Annotated in this window: 13 protein-coding genes; 4 read left to right on the top strand and 9 right to left on the bottom strand. The window is 52.9% G+C overall.

Annotated features, from left to right (window positions below):
• Positions 1-44: 44 nt before the first annotated feature.
• Positions 45-3,431, bottom strand: coding sequence for an InlB B-repeat-containing protein (locus tag IK012_RS02260; protein WP_290949854.1), 3,387 nt, complete (start codon positions 3,429-3,431; stop codon positions 45-47).
• Between the two features lie 70 nt (positions 3,432-3,501).
• Here IK012_RS02260 and IK012_RS02255 point away from each other — a divergent pair, with 70 nt between their 5' ends.
• On the top strand, positions 3,502-4,674 hold the full coding sequence (locus IK012_RS02255) for a sugar transferase (RefSeq protein WP_173378120.1): 1,173 nt from the start codon (positions 3,502-3,504) through the stop codon (positions 4,672-4,674).
• 163 nt (positions 4,675-4,837) lie between these two features.
• A complete protein-coding gene (locus IK012_RS02250; protein ID WP_290949851.1) occupies positions 4,838-6,967 on the top strand; it encodes a glycoside hydrolase family 30 beta sandwich domain-containing protein in 2,130 nt (709 codons plus the stop codon).
• 140 nt (positions 6,968-7,107) lie between these two features.
• Here IK012_RS02250 and IK012_RS02245 read toward each other — a convergent pair whose 3' ends face one another.
• The 5 genes from IK012_RS02245 to IK012_RS02225 all read right to left on the bottom strand — a co-directional run bounded on the left by IK012_RS02245 (position 7,108) and on the right by IK012_RS02225 (position 12,651).
• Positions 7,108-7,749, bottom strand: a complete 642-nt coding sequence (locus tag IK012_RS02245; RefSeq protein WP_290949849.1) for a hypothetical protein — start codon at positions 7,747-7,749, stop codon at positions 7,108-7,110.
• Positions 7,750-7,835: 86 nt separating this feature from the next.
• Positions 7,836-8,645 (bottom strand): glutamate racemase, encoded by an 810-nt coding sequence (gene murI, locus IK012_RS02240; RefSeq protein ID WP_290949847.1) that lies wholly within the window; start codon positions 8,643-8,645, stop codon positions 7,836-7,838.
• Complete coding sequence (locus IK012_RS02235; RefSeq protein ID WP_290949845.1) at positions 8,642-10,798, bottom strand: UvrD-helicase domain-containing protein; 2,157 nt, start codon at positions 10,796-10,798, stop codon at positions 8,642-8,644. The genes murI and IK012_RS02235 overlap by 4 nt, the downstream gene beginning before the upstream one ends.
• A gap of 64 nt (positions 10,799-10,862) precedes the next feature.
• Positions 10,863-11,831, bottom strand: coding sequence for a lysylphosphatidylglycerol synthase transmembrane domain-containing protein (locus tag IK012_RS02230; RefSeq protein ID WP_290949844.1), 969 nt, complete (start codon positions 11,829-11,831; stop codon positions 10,863-10,865).
• Between the two features lie 40 nt (positions 11,832-11,871).
• Entirely contained in the window at positions 11,872-12,651 is a 780-nt protein-coding gene (locus IK012_RS02225; protein WP_173378124.1) for a class I SAM-dependent methyltransferase, read from the bottom strand.
• Between the two features lie 305 nt (positions 12,652-12,956).
• On the opposite strand from IK012_RS02225, the gene IK012_RS02220 reads away from it, so the two are divergent.
• Entirely contained in the window at positions 12,957-13,769 is an 813-nt protein-coding gene (locus IK012_RS02220) for an RNA polymerase sigma factor RpoD/SigA (protein WP_088636967.1), read from the top strand.
• Positions 13,770-14,382: 613 nt separating this feature from the next.
• On the opposite strand, the gene IK012_RS02215 is transcribed toward IK012_RS02220, so the two are convergent.
• Positions 14,383-15,636 (bottom strand): hypothetical protein, encoded by a 1,254-nt coding sequence (locus tag IK012_RS02215; RefSeq protein WP_290949841.1) that lies wholly within the window; start codon positions 15,634-15,636, stop codon positions 14,383-14,385.
• 145 nt (positions 15,637-15,781) lie between these two features.
• Between IK012_RS02215 and mutL the strand changes: the two genes are divergently transcribed.
• A complete protein-coding gene (gene mutL / locus IK012_RS02210; protein ID WP_290949839.1) occupies positions 15,782-17,626 on the top strand; it encodes a DNA mismatch repair endonuclease MutL in 1,845 nt (614 codons plus the stop codon).
• On the opposite strand, the gene IK012_RS02205 is transcribed toward mutL, so the two are convergent.
• Complete coding sequence (locus IK012_RS02205) at positions 17,579-18,706, bottom strand: lipid-A-disaccharide synthase (RefSeq protein ID WP_290949837.1); 1,128 nt, start codon at positions 18,704-18,706, stop codon at positions 17,579-17,581. The genes mutL and IK012_RS02205 overlap by 48 nt on opposite strands.
• Before the next feature lie 28 nt (positions 18,707-18,734).
• Positions 18,735-22,610 carry a DNA polymerase III subunit alpha gene (gene dnaE, locus IK012_RS02200; protein ID WP_290949835.1) on the bottom strand — a complete coding sequence of 1,292 codons (3,876 nt, stop codon included), beginning with the start codon at positions 22,608-22,610 and terminating at the stop codon, positions 18,735-18,737.
• Between the last annotated feature and the right edge of the window lie 76 nt (positions 22,611-22,686).

Genomic DNA, 22,686 nt, shown 5'->3' with positions numbered 1-22,686 from the left:
TCTCCATTTTTAAATTTTTCGGAGACACAATATAGAATTTTACGCTAGAAGCCCACAGTCACCTTGCGGGTTCCATACCCTATCCGGAGCACAAAACTACCCGGAGCAGGCACAGTCACGTTGAAATTCGCACTGTTGGCCACTCCACGGAGCACCTCATTGCCCTGCATATCGAACAGCACGTAGGTAGAACCGCTCCTTGCACCCGCCACCTGCAAGGTGTTGCCCAGGACAGCCACGCTGAACTGCGGCACGGGGGCGACATCGATGCGGTTGGGCTTGGAACTGCTGGAGGACTTGTCCGACTTCTGGCTCGAACTGGACTTCGCGCTAGAAGACGACTTCGCGGAACTGGAGGACTTCGCAGAAGAACTCGAAGCAACGCTCGACGACGATTCGCTAGAACTGGACGCCACAGAACTGCTGGAAGGCAACTTTTCGAATTGGGCTACAAGGTTAACAGTTTCCGTTGCAGTAAAGTAACACGAGGCGTAAGTTCCGCACACCGTATTCCATTCAACAAATCGGTAGCCATCATTAGGTACAGCTTCTACATAGACTCTCTTTCCATAGTCAAATGTATCGTAAACAAAGCCCAACGCTCCCGTAGACCATGTACTTCCAAGCCTGAGTCTACCCGCATTGCCAAGATTCGATTCTACAGAAACATACACCCGTATTTTTTCCCATTTTGCATAGAAATTCAAATTTCCCGATTCCTCGGCGCCAATCTCAGTAACGACGCTCCCCGTGAGCTCGGCATTCTTATACCAGCCTGCGAATGTATAGCCCTCACGTTCGAGTACAGGCAAAGCAACAGTTTCTCCGGGCATGTACACAAAGACGGAATACGAGCCCGAAGTATCCTTGTGAAGAATGGCAAAATTCCGTTCCTCTTTTTGAACAAGCACGGGATAGTAATCTCCCTGCTTCCAAGCATCGCCATTGATGCCACCAGCAACGACATTACCCTCAGAATCCTTCTGCACATAATCGTGCAAGGCCGCAGCAAGCGAACTATCCACGAAAGCATCTGCCGCAACTGCCTGGGTCCTATCATCTTCTATTCCAGTCGCTGATAAATAGAAGGTATTATCAACAATCCATTTATCTGACCCCTTAGAGTATTTATACTCTTCCGAGAACGAACCCTTGTTGTAATTGTTAAGAATAAAGGCTTCCTTCGCATGGTAGTACACGGCACCCTTCTTAGACACTAGCATTGACATAGCCGCATCAGAACCAATCAACCCTCCAACCATACCCGAAGAAGGGCCTTCAATATCAGAGACGCTGTAGTTATTCGCTATAAAAGCATTACCGAGAAGGCGACCGACCAAGCCCCCCGCACTAGTTGTACGCACATCAACATAAAGTGTTCCATTGATATCACGGGTTACCGTGTCCGCAGACAGCTTCATGGAACCTTCATGGAAGTTCTGTACAAGCACCAAATCGGTATAGCTGCTCCCCACAAGGCCGCCCATATAGCCACTGCCCCTAGCCGACATTTTTCCACGATGGCTGCTATTTTTTATAACGAGCGTTGTATCGGAGGATGAAATAAGTCCGCCCGTCGCTCCAGCAATATAACCCTTAAAATGACAGTTTTCCAATGTCAGCGGAAGATCGGCATAGCCAACTATACCACTGCCTTCCGAGTAAGTATCATCTATGGTCAAGTTACGAATGACGGTCTGCTTCTCTCTATCCGAGGACAAAAGTTCACTAAACAGTCCTGCACCATTCGGAATAAACAAGCCTGAAATCTTATGCCCCTGGCCATCAAACAGCGCCAAGGAGCCTTCAATTCGCGACCAGGGCATAAACTTATTCACCCCAGATTCATCAAGCGTCCCATCACGTTTTAGGACATTCTCGTTCACCACGATGTCTTTCGTGAGCTTACCGCAAAGGTGCGATTGCAATATAGTTTCGTGATAATAACGGTCGGCATTGACTATTCGTGCAAAGCCATAAAGTTCCGCCACATCAGAAATCTCATAGCAGCTGTCCGTAGCATCTAATGCAGGTGTTTTCAATTCATACCATTTTGCATAGAAATCCTTATCACCCACATCTGTAGCAACCATCGCACTTATACGTTCCCCCGTTAACTCTTCATTGTCGTACCACCCTACAAAGAAGTAGCCATACCTATTAATATCATAGATACCGTCAGTCGGCAACGCTTTTTGAAATCCTTCAAGATACTCGCAAACAGCATCCTCCTCATGACGATAAGAACAATATCCATAATTCGCGTTCCAACCTGTATCAAAATCGCCGCCATTGAGATGGAACGTTATTTTATAGACATTTTTCAGTTTCGCCCAATATTCAAGATTGCCTGTTTCATTGGTAGAAATAGCCGTATCCTTGTTCCCACTGAATTCCTTGTCCTTGTACCAGCCAAGGAACGCCGTATTTTCCTTGACAACCGTATCAGGCAAATTGTATGTAAATCCGGAAATGTAACTGTTGAAATAATCAGCCGTATCTCCCGTAAAAGTATGGAACGAAACCTTGTAACGGTCTACAGAAGAGTTCTTGAGTTGACCCGAAAAATTCGGGTATTTGTCTTTCTGCACATCTTGCCCCCAAATGGGATCGGCCTCGTGCAGCGCAAACGCCACCACGCCCTTTTTGAACTGGTCCGACGTTACATGCATAATACCGTAACTGTCAAGTTTTTCCTTGCTGTCCAATATATAGGAATTCTTGACGTCAAGCGTTCCACGATTAGTTTCATACAAGAAACCGTCTTCCACGCTGTAGCTGTTTTCCATTGTCAGCACAACATGTTCGCCAATCCGCTGTACAATGTTCGCGTCTTTTCCATAACCCTTAGCATAAACCTGGGACTGATTATAGCAGTTTAATATTTTTGCATACGAATCTTTTCCGTCTTCCAAATCAGAATCAATCACGTCTACGGCAAATACTGCTGCACCTACCCCAGTACGGCTCTTCATTTCAAAATACGAATCGACTATTCCCAAGTTCTTTATGACCGTCGGGGTCTCGGGGTTGGCGACCAGGACGCGAATAAAGCCCACATCCTGGGCATCGGCATCTTGTGTCACATTCTGGAAAAGGCCCGAAATCGTGTGACCGTTTCCATCGAACGTGCCCGCGAAGGTGTCTAACGGGTTCCATGACGCAAACTCGGCAGATAATTCATCATCGTCATAAGAATTGAGGACATCGCTGTTGACAACGATATTCTTCGTGAGCTTGCCACAAGCGGCCTTGTTCCGGAGAAAGCCATCGGTTCCATTCACAATGGCGGCAAAACCGTAAAGTTCGGCCTCGTTCGAAATTTCATAACATCCGTCCGACAAGACCGGAGCTGTAGGAGTGATAATAATAGCATTTGCCGATATTGTGGCAAAAAGAATCCCTCCGAGAGCTAGAATGGAATGTTTCATAGAACCTCCTCCGTTATAATTCTAACATCTTTTATAAATATAATATAACGAAATAGCTATATTTACCCATATGGAACAGGAATCCGTCAATCCGGCAATCGGCTCAATTCTCGACGAGCAAAAACTAAAGAACATTGTCTACCCGGCAAGGCTCTTCAGGACGCGCCTTAACGAAGAATTTTTACGTGCGAACCGCACTCGCAAGCCGTTCCTGTATATCAAGATGTATGCCCACCAGTACGACTTCTTCGGCTGGGGCAGCCCGAGCAGGACTGTCGAAAACACATGGCGCATCAGCATCCTCACGATGTTCTCGCACCTCAGATTCATCGATGTCTTGGGCTATTTGTCCGATGGTAGCGGGCTCGGCATCATCCTTTTGAATTCCGACCTTTCGACTCTCGAATCCATCCGCAAGGAAATCCTGCACAAGCTCAACGACGCGGGCCTCATCCAGACGCTCCGCATCAATCCCAAGAGGCCGATTTTCGAAGCGTATTTCTATACCGGCTATCAGGAAAAGGACAACCTGGAACTCGCGGATAAAATCAAGGATTTCAACAGCACGAACGGCAGGTTCTTCTCGCTCGAGCGACTGAACCTCGACCACATCTGGGAGCACCCGCACAAGATTCGTTTCCGTCATATCATCAAGCGACTCGTCGACGTGTCTTGCTCCAGCTTCGCCCTGGTAGTTCTTTCCCCGCTGCTCCTGTTCTGCGCACTCGCAGTGAAAATCAGCGACCACAAGGGTCCCGTCATCTTCAAGCAGACACGCGTAGGCAAGAACGGAAGACTATTCACCATGTACAAGTTCCGCAGCATGTACGTGGATGCCGAAGAACGCAAAAAAGAACTTATGGCCCATAACGAGACGGGCGGCAAGACCTTCAAGATGAAGAACGACCCGCGCATCTATCCGTTCGGCCGCATACTTCGCAAGTTCAGCCTCGATGAACTGCCCCAGCTGGTGAACATCATCAAGGGAGACATGTCCATCGTGGGTCCGCGCCCGCCGATTCCTTCCGAAGTGGAAGAATACGAACCGTGGCACCGCATGCGCCTGTCCGTTACACCGGGCCTCACCTGCATCTGGCAGGTCAGCGGCCGCAGCAACATTTCGTTCGAAGGGCAGATGCGCCTCGACAACGACTACATCCGCCGCGACGGCAAGCTCGGTGAAGACATCAAGCTCATCCTCAAGACCTTCAAGGTCGTGTTCAAGGGCGAAGGCGCGTATTAACTGATGTGAAATGAGAGATGTGGGATGTGAGCATCTACAGCGCAGTCAATAGATACTAGTCAGTAGTTACTAGATAATCTTATTGAAAATAATCTAGTAACTAGTAACTTATCTAAGTTCTAATTACTTTTTTTGGGGTTGGTTGAAATAAGGATCATATATTATGAGAAAGAAAACTATTGCAACCGCCCTCGTGGCAGCATCAATTGCCTCAGCCGCAAACATTACCGTAGACCCAAGTTCCACCGCACAGAGAGTCATCGGGTTCGGTGCCGGCGCCGCCTACTACCAAAGCTGGATTACCGCCATGAGTTCTTCGATGCAGAAGGACTTCTACGACACAGCGTTCTCCGGCCTCAACCTTTCGCTTCTCCGTATCGGCAACTGGAAACAGGAAGACACTACGAGCATCGTCGCCGATGCCGCCATCATCAAGGCAGGCAGGGAGCGTCTCGGCAACCGCTTCAAAATTGAAATGTCCAGCTGGTCTGCCCCGGGCCGCCTCAAGCCGAGCGGCAGCGTAAACGGCAGCGTGAACGGTCAGAAAGTCAAGAGCCAGAATACGCTCAAGACCTCCAACAGCGACCCGTACGGAAAGTTCGTCTACAGCGAATTCGCCCACTGGTGGAAGACATCCCTGCAGGCTTACGAAAAGATGGGCATTACTCCCGACTACATCAGCCTCCAGAACGAACCCGACATGGAAGCCGATTACGAAGAGACACTGTTCGACCCCAACGAAGGCGAAATTGCCGGCTACAAGCAGGCGCTCCAGGCTGTGCGCGATTCTATCAAGACGCTTGCCAACCCGCCGAAGATTATCGGCCCCGAACCGCTCGGCATCGGCTACAGCAACTTCGAAAAGTATGTGAAGGCACTCGACAACAATAACCTCGACGGTTACGCCTACCACCTTTACCACGCCGGCGACGGAAACGACAATTCCGGTACGAACTACCTGAATCCCGAGAACTTCCGCAAGGCCATGACCAATATCGCGAAGAACTACGGGAGCGACACCAAGCCCATCATCATGACCGAGTTCTGCACCATGGAAAACGAGGTTCGCGAACAGGACATGCTGGGCCTCGCCCACATCATGCAGGTTGGCTTCACGAGCGGAAAGCTGAACGCCTACATCGCCTGGGAACTCTTCTGGGGCGAACCGAACGGGCAGCTCATCGGCGTGTGCCCGGGTAATGGCTGGAGCAGCTGTACCGAAGCAAAGCTCTACATCAACCCCGAATACCACGCCATGCGCCACTACTCCAAGTTCGTGAACCCGGGTTGGCGCGTGGTGAGCTCCACGGCTGACGGCTCCAACGTGTATGCGGTCGCCTTCCGCAGCGCCGACTGCGACTCCATTACCGTCGTCGCCATCAACAAGGGTTCGGCACAGAACCTGAACCTCTCCGTGAACGGCTACGCCCCGATTTCCGCGGTGCAGTCCACCGAAAACGGCGCCAAGAGCAAGAGCATCACGGCTAGCGCCATCATCGACGCTCCGGCAAAATCCATCACGACAGTCGTGTTCACCACGAGCAATACGGCTGCGCTCCAGTGCGAAGACTCCCCCATCGAAGATCCCTATATCGATCCGAGCAGCCAGATTGGTGATTCGCTCGTCATCGTGGACTACGCAAACGAATCGAGCGCCGGCACATGGAGCAGCGATGCGAGCCTCGGCAAGGTCACGTTCGAAATCACCCCGCTCGACGGCATTTCAAAATATGTAAAAGTCCCGCTCGCCGATTGCGCTCAGGATGAATGCGGCTACCAGCACGCCCTCTTCACCATTCCCGACGCGGCCGCCGTGAAGGACCCGCTCACCAAGTGCAAGGAACTCGTGTTCACCATGCGCAGCATCAATACCGACGACGCCTCCGTGAACATCGGCGGCGCAGGCGGCAGCACCTGGAGCAACTACCAGTATGGCAACAACGCCCCCGCAGGCGCCTGGGACCAGGTCTCCGTACCACTCGATAACGAAATCGACTCGACCGGCGCACCCTTCGGTTCTACGCAGCTCTCGTTCAACAGCGACAACGCGGGCATCTACATCGCAAAGATCGTGGCAACCGGCTGCGGCACCCACGCCATCAAGGGAATGAACACGAACTTCGCCGCAAACGACATGAATGCCGAAGCCAAGGTGTTCGACCTGAACGGCAACCTGCTCTGGAGCGGCATCAAGGGCCAGGCGTTCAACGCCGACGGCACCATCCGCCTCGACCTGAACAAGGGCCTGTACATCGTGAAGACGAAGTCCTCGACCGTGAAGGCGACGAAGTAAGTTACTTACTGGTTACTGGCTTTAAATTAGGCGCCTGCGGCGCAATAATAAGAGCCAACGACCAGCAACCAGCGACAAATAATAAAAGCAGAACGCCCCCGCAATGCGGGGGCGTTGCTGTTTATAGCCAAATTTGAAAGTTATTCGCCTTCTTCGAGGGCTTCCTTGAATTCATCGACAATCGCGATGTATTCTTCAATCTTGTCTTCCTTGGAATCCAGGTAAGAAAGGATCTGGTCCAGGTGTTCCTTCTGGAACACGGCCTTGAGCTGGCGGCTCGCATGGCCCTTGTAGCCCCATTCCTTCAGGATTTCGTCGGTCACGAGGAAGGAATCGTCCATCGAGACAAAACGCATCGGGCCGTAGACCGCCCAGTTGTGTTCCATCTGCATGCATTCCGGTTCCTGCAGTTCGGGGTTGGACATGAAGCGCTGGATGTGGCGGGTACGCACGTCCTTAATCTTGTCGATGCGCATGTAACCCATGATCAGGTACTTGTTGCGCTTTTCGGAATCGCTCAGGCCCTCATAGCGGGTCCCGAACAGAATGTAGCGGCTCTTCGCACGCACGATAGCGTTGATGTTCTTCACGTTGCAGCAGCTCATCAGGCCGTAAGTGCTGGTTTCGTAGTTCGGTTCGTAGAAGAAACCCTTGCCGTTTTCGTTCAGCTGGTCGCGCACCGGCATTTCGGACTGGTGACTGGTTTCCACGTAAAGCAGGCTACCGGCGGCATTGCCTCGGTAATCCTGCCAACCTTCGAGATTGATTTGTGTTTTCGGCATATTACATCTACTCACTATGATAAAAAAAACACAAGCGGACCTAAATAGGTTCGTCAGTTACAATCGCAAAATACATTTTTTATAAGTTACAGGACAACTGATTCGGCAGATATCCCATCAATTCCGAACAAAAAGGCGCCTTTTTCAAAGAATTTTGCAGTATCGGACGTCAAATAGGTCGTTTTTCCGCCCTTGGAGAGGCGAGCGTCCATCTCCGGGTGGCGTTTGAGGTAATCGAGCGTCTTGTTGGCCACGATATCGCCCTGGAAAACGAGCCGAACCTGCGGTGGCAGTGCGGCGCGTATCTCCGCCTCCAAAAGCGGGTAGTGCGTGCAGGCCAAGAGCACCGTATCGATCTGCGGGTCCTCGGCCAGGAGCGCGTCGACATCCTTCTTGACAAAGAAGGCCGCCCCCTCGGTACCGCGTTCCCCGTACTCCACCAGCGGGACCCACATGGGGCAGGCGTGCTGGGTAACCTTCAGTTCCGGGAAAAAGTTGTGAATTTCAATCCCGTAGCTGTTCGAAGACACCGTGCCCGAGGTCGCAAAAATCCCGATGTGCCCCGTCTTGCTGAAGCGTCCAATCTCTTCGGTCGTGGGCCTGATAATGCCGAGCACCCTCTTGTCCGGAAATTCATAAGGCAGCACGTCTTGCTGGATGCTCCGGAGCGCGCGCGCCGAAGCCGTATTGCAGGCGAGAATCACGAGCGGGCATCCCCTGCCGAAAAGTTCGCGCACGGCCTGGAGGGTATAACGGTATATGGTCTCGAAACTCCTGGAACCATAGGGCGCACGCGCGTTGTCACCCAGGTACAAGAAATCGTAACCCGGCAAAACCTTTTTCAGATTCTGCAATATGGTGAGCCCGCCGAACCCGGAATCGAAAACGCCTATCATACGGCCGCATCCATCCTGTCGCGGACAAGGTGCATCAAGTCCTTGCGCGGGTCAAGCGGACCGCGTTCGGCAATCATCGCCTTCACGTCTACAGGTTCAAGAATCTTCACCGTCACCTTGCATCGAGAGGAATCCTTGCGGTGTTCCCAAGTAAAACCGGAGCCCTTGATATAGACCGGGAGAATAGTAGCCTCGGTCTCCGCCGCAAGCCTGAACCCGCCGCTCTTGAACGGGACCATGTTTTCGTCCTTGCCACGGGTTCCTTCCGGGAAAATAAACAGCCTCGGAGCCCGGCCTTTCGCCATCGCCTCGCGGATAAGTTTTGCGCCGCCGCCCTTTTCGCGGTTGATGAGCACGCAGCCAATCTTCTTCATCCAGAATCCAAGGAACGGGATAAACCGCAATTCAGCCTTCGCGATAAAACCTATGGTACGTTCAATAGCAAGGAAAATTATCGGGATGTCCGCATACGAATTGTGGTTGCCCATCACGAACACAGGGCGCGTCCAATCGACACGACCAAGGATAGCCTGATCTTCGACCGAAAGATCAATCCGCAAAACCTTCATGCAGAACCGGGCAAAACTCTGAATTTTCTTGTCCAGCCAGAGGTCGACTTCCTTGCGCCTGAAAATCAACATAAACGGCAGAATCAGCATATGTACGAACATGTACGAAAGTACCAAGACGACAACGCGGATTTTGAACAAAATAATAGGCATATAGAAATCCTGCTGATTATTCGCGCTGCGGGGCAGGAACCTCGACCGCCTGTAATTGCGGAGACGGCCCTTCCAGTAACGCTGTTTACAATATAACAAAATCAGGTATGCCTCAGCCCGCGTGACCCCGACATAATAGAGCCGCCGTTCTTCATCCAGTTGCTTTTTCCGCTCCCGCCTGCTGCCGCCGCACTCTCCGGGGGTGAGCCCTTCGGCAAGCCCGGCATAAAAAACCACAGCGTACTGCAAGCCCTTCGACGCATGCACCGTCTCTACGTGGATTCCGTCTTCGACCGTACCATCTTCCACCTCCTCGCCCGCTATCGGCAGTTCCGCATCGCGCAAGACTTGCTCGTAGTAGACGCGCTGGCGGTTGTACCGTACCAAGATGGCGAAATTTTTCCAGGCGAGGTCGTAGCTTTCGCGCAGTTCCTTTATCTTACAGATAATCTTGAGCATTTCCTCGATGGGCGTTTCGGACACCCACACCTCGGGAGGCCGATTCTCCCTGAAAATCGGGTTGCCCCCCGAACCCTTCGGATTTCCAGCCCGCAACACCTTGCGGAGCCTGAGCGGCTTGTTTTCGAAGATGTCATTGGCGAGGTGCAGAATGCTCGGCGTGGAACGGTAATTCCACTCCAGCCGGATAAGCGTACTCTCCCTGAAGTCATCGCAAAAACGGTTGATGTTCCCGATATCTGCCCCGCGGAACCCGTAAATAGCCTGGTCATCGTCACCGACTACAAACAAACTATTCCTATCCCCCAGGAGCGCCTTCACCATGCGGTACTGCGACGGGTTTATATCCTGATATTCATCCACCAGGATTTCCGTCCACTGCCGCTGGAAAAACGCACGGGCCTCTTCGTGATCTTCGAGCAGGTGTATCGCCTGAAATATCAAATCCTCGAACACGACCTGCCCGCTTTCGAGCACGGACTGCCGGAGTATCCCGAGGCGTGATGTGAGCTTCGATTGCAATGTATCGTCGAATAGATTTTCACGGTTGAACTTCGCCCCGCGAACATGGTGCCGCGAAAGTTCTTCCATAAAGTCGCGGTCCGCCGATTCCTGCGGCACGGGTGGCTTTTTGAAGCCAACCATCTCGTAAGCGAACGCATTCCCTATTTTCTGCTTGAGCATGTAGAGCGCAAGCGAATGAAACGTGCAAAGCCGCACGCCCGCTCCGGGGAACAGCGCCTGCACGCGCTCCCGCATTTCGGAAGCGGCCGCTGCCGTGAACGTGAGCGCCAAGATGTTTTCGGGATTCACGCCCATGGCGATGCGGTACTGGATCCGCTTCGTAAGGACGGAAGTCTTGCCCGAGCCCGCCCCCGCAAGGATAAGCAGTTGCGCCCCTTTTTGATGATCGTGTAAAACGGCTGCGCGCTGGTCTGCGTTCAGACCGCGCAAGATGCCCTCGGCATCCATAATCAACCTCGATGGAATGGGGCGATTCTAGCTCCGCGCCCCGCTATCTAAAAAAATCAGGCAATTACCTGACAGCCTTAGCAGTCGACGACTTCCCTCCCAAGAGGAAGACGAACGCGCCAAACAAACTCAGAATCAAACTCACAAAATAAGCGAGCAGCTGGATTACTACCGATTCGAGGCTCGCCACGCCGGCACGGGCGAAGAGCGTCTGCGCCAAGAGTTCACGCGGGCCGAAACCGCCGATGGATATCGGGAGCGCACTCACGATGGCGACCAGCGGGATGTAGTAGAAATACCAAGAAATAGAAAGCGTAACGCCCACCGCGATACCGCAGTAGAAATGCACGAAGATGCGGAGCGCCTGCGTCGCAAAAGAAAGGAGCGAAATCTGGCACCAGAGTTTGAACGAGCGGAAATGAGTAAAGCGTTCGAACATGTGCACGAGGCGCTCGCCAATGGACTGCGGCAAGAACCGCGACATGACGTTCGTGCAGAGGCGCCCGATGCGGCGGCTGCAGAGGCCCGCGAACAATGCGCAGAAGCCGAGGAAAATCCAGATAGACGGCCAGATGAAGGAACGCTGCGTCTCGTCGTGCACAAAGAACAAGGCACCCATCGCGAGGGCAAACAAAGTAACAAAGAACAAACCGTACAGGCGATCGAAGAACGTCGCGGTGAGGCCCGCGCCCACGGTATCTTGCCCGCCCTGCATGCGGATGTCGTAGACCTTCTTCACGTCGCCGCCCACGTTACCCGGCATGAAGTTGTTGAAGAACAGACCCACGTAGTAAAGCTTGAGCAGATGCCCGTAGTTCAGGTGAACGCCCTGCCGTTCGAGCAAAAGTTTCCACTGCAGGCACGCCGTGAAATTCGACGCGGCAAGGCACACCAGCGCAAACGTAAACGGGAGGATGCCCTCCACAGAGAACAGCCTGTACAAATCGCCGATATCCCAATCCGGAGCGTTCACGATATTCCTGTACACGAAAAACGCCGGGACAATGGTCACCAGGAGTTTAGCCAGGAACACAAGTGAAGACTTCAGTTTGGGATGGAGCGACATATGAATACTAGGGCTTGCGTCCGATGACGCCGATGGAGAGCTGCGTATAGTGCATTACAGGGACAGAGACCAGCGCATCGAGCAAAGCGTCCTTCGCCTTCTGGTACATGGTCCCGTTCAAGGGATACTTCGGGAGTTCGACACCCAGTTTGAAGCCGAGTTCTCGCAACATACGGTAGAACAGGTTCGGGCGCATCCAGTCGCCGTAGGCGTATTCGCACTTGAATCCGGCATCGACCATCAGCTTCTTCAGCTGTCCCATGGTGAACTGCTTTTCCCATCCGGCAAACCACTTGTCCATCGCGATCAAGATATGCTTGATGATCGTGTAGGGGTGCACCGTCTGCGGCACATCGCAAAGGCAGCAGCCGCCATGCTTCAAGATGCGGTAGTTTTCCTGAATGAGCGGGAGCGAGTTCTTGAAATGCTCAGCAAGTCCCTGGTGGAAAACGAGATCGAAAGTGCAATCGGGGAAAGGCGCCTTGAAGGCGTCACCGCGCACCAGCTTCAGGTTTTCGTAAAGGTTTTCGCGGGCACGAAGGCCGTCTACAATCTTGAGGCTATTTTCAGCAAAATCGAGCACGTAGACTTCGGCACCCAAGCGCGCAAGTTCAGCACTGTCGCGACCCGTACCGGCACCCACTTCGAGCACCTTGAGCCCCTCGAGTTTAAAATTTTTCTTGATGGCGTTCAGCACGGACGGCGAAGACGGATAAACCTTCCCCATGTCATTTTTCCGCTGCCAAAAACGGTTCCATACAGATTGATCTGGTTCTTTAATTGACATAACGGGCAAAATATACGAAAAAAGCGTAATACAATACCACAAAAAACGAAAAAGAGGGAGCGCAAAACCCGCTCACGACATTTTTTTTCTTCGGGCCCACAACTTTTTGTTTACAAAATTCGTGACATTTGTTACATTTTGTAACAAATGTAGAGCTTTTCAGCCGTTTTATGACAATTTTCAACAGGAAAAGACCTCCAGAACCCCGTAAAAAAGCGCAATTTACAGAATTCGTCTAAAAATTTACACTTTTGGCACGTTACTTGCTAATAAAAAAAGCGATATTTAAGGTGCAAGGAAATAAAATGCATATAGATTCCACCGATACTACACTCAAACGTTACCTCGAAGACATTAGAAGGACCGCCCCCCTTTCCCGTGAAGAAGAGCAGATCCTATTCCAGAAAGCGAAAGAAGGTGACAAGATTGCACGCAAGAAGCTGATTTCCGCGAACATGCGCTTCGTTTTGAAAGTCGCCATCCAGTACCGCGGCTGCCCGATTCCGCTCCCGGACCTGGTGAGCGAAGGCGCCATGGGTCTCGTTCGTGCCATCGAATCCTTCGAACACACCCGCGGCCTCAAGTTCATCAGTTATGGCGTGTGGTGGATCAAGGCTTACATTACCCGTGCCATCAACGAGCAGGGCAACCTCATCCGCCTGCCGGCAAACCAGCACCTCCGCGTGCGCAAGGCTTTGCACGAACAGTCCCGCGGTAAAGAAATCAACGAAGAAATCCGCGAGCTCATCCAGATTGGCCAGCGCGGCGTTTCCTTCGACAGCCCCTTGAAGGCCGACTCCAAGGCGACCTACGCCGAAGTGTTGCCCGATACCGGCGCCACGAACCCGGAAGCCGATTCCGAAATCCAGAGCGTCGAAGTTCTCGCACGCGACTTGATGGAACAGCTCCCCGAACGCGAAGCGAAGGTCATCACCGGCATCTTCGGTATCAACCAGGAAGCACCGCAGACGTTGCGCGAAGTCGGCGAGTCCATGAACATCTCGCACGAACGCGTCCGCCAGCTGCGTGACCAGGCCCTCCGCCGCATCCGCAAGTACAACAGCAAGGAATTCCTCCAAGAGAAGAAGGACGCTTTCTTGGCCGCCATTAACAAGTAAGAACGCGACGATAATTTGTTCTAAATTTCAGCCTCCGCCTCGAGCGGAGGCTTTTTCATACCCGCAATAAACGATAAACAGCAAACGAGAAGCTCACTGCGAGCACTAGGCGCAGCATTGCGACCATATCGCATAAACCGAGGCAATTGCGAGAGTGAGCGAAGAACCGAAGATCTCGATACCCAAGACGACGAACGAACGGTATAACCGTGAGCCAGAGGCGGCTCGTATCAACGAGCCGTCGTAGGCGAGAGTGAGTGAAAAGCCGGAGGTCTCGATACCCGAGACGACGAGCGAACGGTATAACCGTGAGCCAGAGGCGGCTCGTATCAACGAGCCGTCGTACGCGAGAGTGAGTGAGGAACCGGAGGTCTCGATACCCGAGACGACGAACGAACGGTATAAAAAAAGAAAGAGCCCCGTGAGGGGCCCTTTCCTAAGAAGGAGAAAATATTGAGACGTTTCCGGAACCTTAAACCCATCAGGAGGGGAGCAATGATGGAGTTGTTCGAGGATTTACCTTTCCACTATTCCCAACAATTAAAATATACCATAAAAAAGCCAATTCGGCAAGTGTCTTTCGGCTTTTTTGCGAAAATATTTTGTAAAAAAATTATTCCTCACGGAAAATAATCTTGCATTTCGGCAGGAATCTGAAGCCACCACGGCGATGACGCTCGATTTCAAAGAACTTCTTCACGCCTTCGCTCATGGAGCCATCCTTCTCTTCGGTGCCGTTGATGTGAGCTATAACACGGTTCAACCTGCTCTCGAAGTTCGGACGCATCGGGTCCATGCAGATGGACGGATCGCGCTTGAATTCACGGTTCTCGTATTCCTCGCGGCCCGTTGCCGTGTATTCACGCAGCAGGTTGCGGAGAATTCTAGCAGGCACGTTACGCATGAGGTGCTTGCTGTTCACCGAAATGGAGTCATCGCTCTTGTAATACACCACTTCTACAGAGTCATTCATCGCTCCGAGAAGCTGTTCCTGCGCCTTCTGGATAGGCTGCCAGACGTCGAACTCCTGCTTAACCACGGAGCTCATCAGCTTGAGGAACGGTTCCTGAGTGACGACATTCGCCTTGAACCTCGCATCGAGGATGTTGCTCGGCGTACCGTAGTAGCAGCCCTTGCGGAGCAAGAGAGAGTTCGTCTTGGTATCATAGACATCGTCGAGAGCGAGCACACAGCCCATTTCCCTTTCAGACGCTCTCGGCCATTCAAAGCCGTATTCATCGATGCATTCACCGAACGTGGTGGTCCGGCCAACCAGCTTATCGCCAATGTAAACGTTGCCATCCACCATCTCGGCAGGGACGCGGTTTTCAAGGGCTTCAATAAAGGAGGTCTGCGTAGCAACATAGCCCATATGCTCGTAAGCGGGCGTGTTCAAGAGGAGCGGGCCAATGCGGAAGAGGCCAAGCGCCCAGCGCATCGGGTTAGAAACCAGGGCGCCCGGTGTCTCGAACTGGAAGGTGAAGAACATCGTCCGTTCGTCGTCTTGAATAGTATCGCGAAGAATTCCGGCATTGATAAGGAACGGGTAGCGCTTAGGAATTATTTCCAGGCAAAGTGCGCGAACGTCCTTTGTCTGGTAGAACTGCGACACGAACGGCAAGTAAGAACGAAGAACGCTACGAGCAGGAACTGCCTCGAAATCAGCGCATCGTTTTACTATTCGTTCAACGAAATCGTCTGGATTTTCACCACGGTCATACAACCATTGCACCAGATTGTCGAAGACAAAATGGTGGGAGTTTTCGTCAATGAATGTTCCTTCGAAGAACAAGTCATTAACGAGCTTTGTATCGAATCGTGCATCTCGACGAACAAGCGAAAGAATATCCTTGACCGAATAGGTCATCAACAACTCAATGTGAGCCAGTTGCATAAAGAAATTCGATATCACTATTCTATCCTCTCTTTTTTGGAGACCCCTAACCACCGGAATCCAGCACCAATTTAACAAAAAAATAGGGTAAAGGGTATGATTTGGCTATATTTTGGCCATGAAAAACGCTGAAATACACGTTTTAACCGATGAAATTATCAACAAAATCGCTGCCGGTGAGGTAATCGAGCGTCCTTCATCCGCCGTCAAGGAACTTATCGAGAATGCCATCGATGCGGGAGCGACTCGCATCCAAATTCAAATCGAACAAGGCGGAAAGAAAAAAATTCTCGTTTCGGACAACGGCAAGGGGATGGGCAAGCAAGACCTTGACCTTTGTTACCTCAGACACACTACATCTAAACTACATTCGGCAGACGACCTATTCCATTTACAAACAAACGGATTTCGCGGAGAAGCAGTCGCCTCCATCGCCGCCATATCGAAAATGACGATTTCGACCGCCACCGAAGATGGTGACGGCGGACGGTTAATCCTCAAAGGCGGGAACGTCGAAGAAGAACAAACTTACGCCGCCGGTCATGGTACGACCTTCCTTGTCGAAGACCTGTTCTTCAACACGCCCGTACGCCGCACGTTCCTCGGGAGCGAGACCTCCGAGTGCACGAAGATTCTCGACGTCGTGCTGAAGACCGCGATTGCGCACCCCGAGATCCGCTTCGACTACAAAGTCGGTGAAAAAGCCGTATTTATCGGGGTTCCCGGAGAACTGCGCACCCGACTCGCCGAAGCCATCGGCTCAGGAATCGCCAAGAACCTCCTGCCGGTCGACTACACCGAAGCCGGCGTTCACGTAACGGGGTACATCTCCCCCACAACAGAAACTAACGGCAAGCGCCACCACCAGTTCCTCTTCATGCGCAAGAGGCCCATCGAAAGCAAGGTGATCGCGAAGGCCGTTTCGCAGGCATACGAGCCCTACGGCGCGCAGTGCAAGCCGGTAACCGTCCTGTTTCTGGACATGCCGGACCAGGAATTCGACGTGAACGTACACCCGGCAAAGCGCGAGGTGCGCTTCGCGAACCAGAACCTCGTGTTCCTTGTGGTGAACCATGCCATCCGCGATACCTTCCAGAAAGACCTGGAGGCAAACTCGCCGTTTATCGACCTGAGTGCAAGCATGGTGCAGGCGGACACCGGCGATGCGCCCGTACCGCAATACCAGGCCGCCCCCGCACACAGCGCCGCCCCCATCTACAAGACGCCCGAACCCCGTCGCAATAACGAAGTGAACGAGTGGAAAAAGGCGAAGAGCTACAGCGTCGCAGACGACGTGCAGGACCTGTTCTCGCAGCCCGAGGCCGGCAAGATAATCTCGCTTGAACCCGGACAAGGGAACGTCCCCGAGCCGAAGCCGGAGAGCGCCCCGTGGACACCCCCGACGCTTTTCCAGATTGCAAACACCTACATCGCCGGAGAAGATGCCGAGGGCCTGCTCATCATCGACCAGCATGCGGCGCATTCGCGCATTCTCTACGAACAAGCGCTCGCGACATTAAAGAACGGATCGGACCTCGACAGCCAGGAGTTGCTCTTCCCGGAACTCATCGAGCTCAGCAAGCTTGAAAAGCAAATCTTCGCAAGCGTCGACGGGCAGTTGAGGAAACTCGGATTTTTCGTGGAGCACTTCGGTGGCGACACCTTCCAGATTCGCGCCATTCCGAGCGCGCTCCCCCTCTCCCGTGCCATCAAGGCGGTTCACCAGTTTCTCGACAGTTGCGCCGACACCGGAGATTCGGACCCGTCGCACATCACGGACACCATCGCGAAGGCATGGTCCAGGACCAACGCTTACCAGGCCGGTGACAAACTCAAGCCCGAAGAAATGGCCCAGTTGATGGGGCAGCTGATGTCGACAGAAGACCCGCTCAAGTCTCCCTACGGGGCTCCCACCCTAATGCGCATCACGCTCGACGAACTCGCCAAGAAATTCAAGCATTAGAGCTTCGGAGCTTTTCGCATTCACGAACGTCTCATCCAGGGTATCCGCAATCGCCCTGGATGTTTCTGTATTGCACTTGCAGAGTTCCGCAGCAACCGCGGTGACGTTCACCTTTTTGCAGGCTTTCCCGCGCGTAAAGAAGAATTCGGGAACGACCCCGCGCTGAAGCAGGATGTTCGGGAGCGCAAAGAATTCCGTCTTCACGAAGCGGCTCCCGATGAAATACGTAAGAGGCTCAATCACGCCCGCGACCACAAGCGGCACACCGGAGCGCGCCAGTTCGAGGGAAGCGGACCCCGGAGCCGAAAGCGCGTAGGAATACTCCGTGAGCTTGGTCGCGCGGGCAAGCGCATCCAGAGGCGGGACCTCGACCGAGATCCATTCGGGAACACGCTGCCCGAAGGCCTTGCGAATAGCCCGAGTGAAGGGTTCGACAAGAGATTCGCGCGAGGCAAGCACGACTGCACGGCCCGACGTCGCGGAATGCCACTGCGATGCAACGGCGGCAAAGAACGGGAGGTTGCGGAGGGACTGAGACTTGCGGCTGCCGGGAAGGAGCAACAGGTCTGCGTTCGAATTGGTTCCGGTGACCCGCGGGAACGGATGGCGAAGGCACTGCGCATTGCAGCCCAGTTTCTCGTAGACCCTGCGTTCAAAATCGAACAGCACTGCGAGGCGGGCCGTACGCAAACGCTTGGCCCGACCGCGCTTCCAGGCCCAGACCTGCGGGGGCGCCACATACAAGGCGGGCTTGCCCAGGCGTTCCGCAAGCCGCACGAGCTTCATGTTGAATCCGGGGTAATCGATGCAGACTATAGCAACGCAGTCTTCGCTCTTCAGCAAGCCTTCGAGATGCGCTAAGATGCGCTTTAGGCGAAACACCTGCGGCACGATATCGAGAAAGCCCGATACAGGCAGCGCCTCATAATCGTCAACGGCATCGAGACCCACCGCCTGCATCCGGCACCCGCCGACACCGCGGGCCCTGAACCCCAAGCGAATCGCCTCCCGCACAAGGGATTCTCCCAGCACATCGCCGGAATCCTCGCCCGCACAGAAAAGGACAAAGGGTTTATGCATACCAAGTTCTCCGGTTTCAAATCCCGGTTTAGCGTCTCGATTTCGGAGACACCCACAACTTCATGATGCCCAAATCCTGACGCAGCCAGTTGAGCAGTTCCTGCGTATAATGCAGCTTGTACTTGTGGAGCACAATGGCATGCTCGTATCCGGATTCCGTTTCCACATGACAGACAAGTTCGCAAGAATGTTCGCCCATGTCGGCGACATACTGCTGAATGCCCTCTTCCATCTTCGAAAGGAACGCATCCGAGAACATCACGGAATCCATGCACACATGAACGAAGTTCACCATAGATTCGCGTACGGTATCGAGCTGCACCACTTCTTCGACCGTAATCTGGAGTTCCTCGGTCATCTTGCGCTCCTTGTCGCGCTTGTAACCGAGAAGACCCTTCACCAGAATGCGGTCATCTTCGGAAATGCGGTCGCGCAAATTTTCCCAAGTATCCTTCTTGAAGAAGAGTTCTACATCGCTATGAAAATCGCGGATCATGCCCACGCCAATCGTATCGCCGCGCTTAGTTTCTATAGAGCGCATCTGCATCACCACACCACCGACGGCCACAACGCTATCCACCTTCTTTCTCAAGTCGTCATAAGCGAGAGATACCGTCGTAAAACCTTTCAGTTCGGGGCGGAATTCATCGAGCGGGTGGCCAGAAAGGAACATGCCAAGGACTTCGCGTTCCTTGTTGAGCATTTCCATGCAGCTCCAATCTTCGGCATCTTCCAGAACTTCGGCGGTATTCTCCATCGAAGCGCTTGCACCGCCCATATCGAACAAGGACATCTGTCCCATCGACTTTTCTTCTTGGTGCTTGGCAGCCACTTCGATTGCCCTGTCGACTGTCGCCATAAGCACAGCGCGGCTGCCGGGGAACGAATCGAGTGCGCCGGCCATGATAAGGCATTCCAGAACCTTCTTGTTCAGGGGCGGGTGCTTTTCCTTGAATGTGCTCTGATATTCCGCAACGCGCTTGCAGAAATCAAAAATATCCTTGAATGGCCCACGACGTTCACGTTCGGCAACAACATCTTCGACAACCGCAAGGCCCACGTTGCGAATACCGGCCAAACCGTAAAGGACGTGGCCTTCCTTGTCCGCAGTGAACACGCCATAAGATGTATTGATGTTCGGGGAAAGCACCTGGATATTGATGCGCTTGCATTCCTGGATGATGGTGACGATATCTTCCGTCTTGCCCATCTTCGAAGTCATGGAGGCGGCCATGTATTCCGGGCCGTAATTTGCCTTCAAATAAGCCGTCTGGTAAGCCACGTAAGCGTATGCGGCAGCATGGCTCTTGTTGAACGCGTATCCGCAGAACGGGAGCACGGCATCCCACACCTTCTGGATCATGGCGCGGTCGTAGCCCTTGTCCAAGCACTTCTGGAAGAACTCCGGCTCGAGTTTCGCCATCTTTTCAGGCATCTTCTTCGCCATGATGCGGCGGATATTGTCAGCGCCACCCAGCGTGTAACCGCCCAGAATCTGGGCGAGCTTCATCACCTGTTCCTGATAAACGATAACGCCGTAAGTTTCGCCCAGCACCTGTTCCAAATCCGGGTGGTAACAGTCGATTTCTTCCTTGCCGTTCTTGCGGGCAATAAAGTGCGGAATCTGGTCGATAGGCCCCGGACGGTACAGGGCGTTCATAGCGATTAAGTCGAAAATTCGCGTCGGTTTCAGTTCGCGCAGGTACTTCTGCATACCCGGAGATTCGAACTGGAACACCGTAGTCGTCATTCCCTTGCCCAAAAGGTCGAAAGTCAACTTGTCGTCCAGCGGAATATGGCCCATGTCCAGGTCAATCCCGCGGTTTTTCTTGATCATGTTGACCGTGTCTTGAATGATGGACAAGTTGATGAGCCCAAGGAAGTCCATCTTCAAAAGGCCGATATCTTCAGCGTAATGCTTGTCGTACATCACCACCGGGGTATCAGCCGGAGCCGCACGGTATAGCGGAGCCAAGTTGTAAATCGGGGTCGGCGTAATCACCACGCCGCACGCATGCACGCCCGTCTGTCGCGGCAAATCTTCAAGTTTTTTCGCAATGTCCCAAAGGTTCTGGTAACTGGCGCGGCTGTTGATGAGCGCCTGCAGGGGTTCCGGGCTATAACCATCTTCGAGGTTGTTGCCCTTCTTGTCTTTACCCGTCCAGGCCTGCTTCAAGCTGAAGTTCAAGGTGCGCTGCGGGAACAGTTTGGTAATCTGTTTCGCCTCTGCCGGCGGGAACCCGAGCACGCGCGCCACGTCGGTCACCACGGCCTTCGACTTGAGCATACCGTAAGTAATAATCTGACCCACGCAATCGTAACCGTACTTGTCCGTCACGTACTGAATAACGCGCCCGCGGTCACGGTCGGCAAAGTCCGTATCGATATCAGGCATGCTCACGCGCTCCGGGTTCAAGAAGCGTTCGAAAAGCAAGTCGAACTTGAGCGGGTCAATGTCAGTAATACCGATGATGTAAGTGACAAGCGAACCTGCCGCAGAACCACGCCCCGGGCCCACGGGAATTCCGTGTTCACGCGACCAGTTGATAAAGTCCCACACAATAAGCAGGTAGCCCGCTACGTTCATGTTACGGATACAGTTGAGTTCCTTGTACATGCGCTTGGCCACGTCCGTCTCGTGCGCAGGGAACTTAAAATCTTCGTCGGGGAAGCGCCATTTAAGGCGTTCATTACAAAGGTGTGTAATGTAAATGTCGGCATCGCCACCCGGCTTGCACCACCTGTGGACGTTCTTGTCCCAAGCCTTGTTATCATCTTCGGTAAAGAATTCCGGCTGTGACAAGCGTTCTATTTCAGCCTTGTCTTCTTCGGTAAGCGCATCGGGTGCAATCCCCTTTTCGGCGCAATATGTTTCCGTTACCTTTTTCTTTTTGTCCTTGATAACGCCTTTGAGTTCACGTTCGCGGATTCCCGGATATTCGGCATCGTATTCCGCCTTCATGATATTCTTGATGGTCGTGTATTCGTCGGACTCCAGGAATTCCTTCGGAATTTTAAAACGCGGCCAGAAATCATCGCCGATACCCGTCTTTACGGTAAAGTTGCAGCGTTCCGCAATTTTTACCGTATTCTCGATGGCTCCGGGAATATTCCCGAACAGCTCACGCATTTCTTCTTCGGTACGGAAATAGAATTTGTCCGTCGGGAAGCGGGCATCCGTAAAATCGTTCAGCGTACACTTGAGCGAAATGCAACGGAGCACCTTATGGGCCATAGCGTCTTCGGGCTTGATGTAGTGAACATCGGCCACGGCGACAACTTCGCGGCCCATTTCGTTTGCGAGTTTTACGTTGAACTCGTTCACGCGCCCCTGCAACGGCACGCCGTTATCACATACAGACAGGTACAGATGGTCCCGATCAAAAATCTTGTCCAAGGAATCCATGTACTCGCGGGCCAATGATTCACGACCCGAAGACACGTTCTGGCCATAACGGCTAAAGAAGTCGCCCGCGATGGCAATCAAACCTTCCTTGTGCTGGTTCACGACATCTAGCGGAACCGAGGGAATCTCGGCCCAACGGTCGCTTTCCTCGTAGCGGTAACTGACAATGCGCAAGAGGTTGTAATAGCCCTTCTCGTTTTCTACGAGAAGCGTCAACCTTTCAAATGACGTCGGATCTTTCTGGCTTGCACTCGGGGAATCAATATAAACATGGCAGCCGTAAATGGTCTTTACCGGCGGGAGTCCCTGCTCCTTGCGGGCCTTATTCAATTCCTTGCCGCGGGTCTGGATTTCCAAGATGCCGAACATGGCTCCGTGGTCCGTAAGGGCGACTGCGGGAGCATTATCGTTAGCGGCGGCACCAAGAATACCGTCAAGACGTGCGGACGACTGTAAAACAGAAAATTCGGAATGAACTTGCAGGTGAACAAAAGCCATATCCGCAATTTAGTAAATAGCATTTGGCACGCAACGAAAAATGGCGCACAGAGTGCGCCATGATGAAATTTCACTT

The organism is Fibrobacter sp., assembly GCF_017551775.1.
Taxonomy (GTDB): Bacteria; Fibrobacterota; Fibrobacteria; order Fibrobacterales; family Fibrobacteraceae; genus Fibrobacter.
The sequence above is the reverse complement of the archived record's forward strand: the minus strand, read 5'-3'. Positions and strand labels throughout refer to the sequence as shown.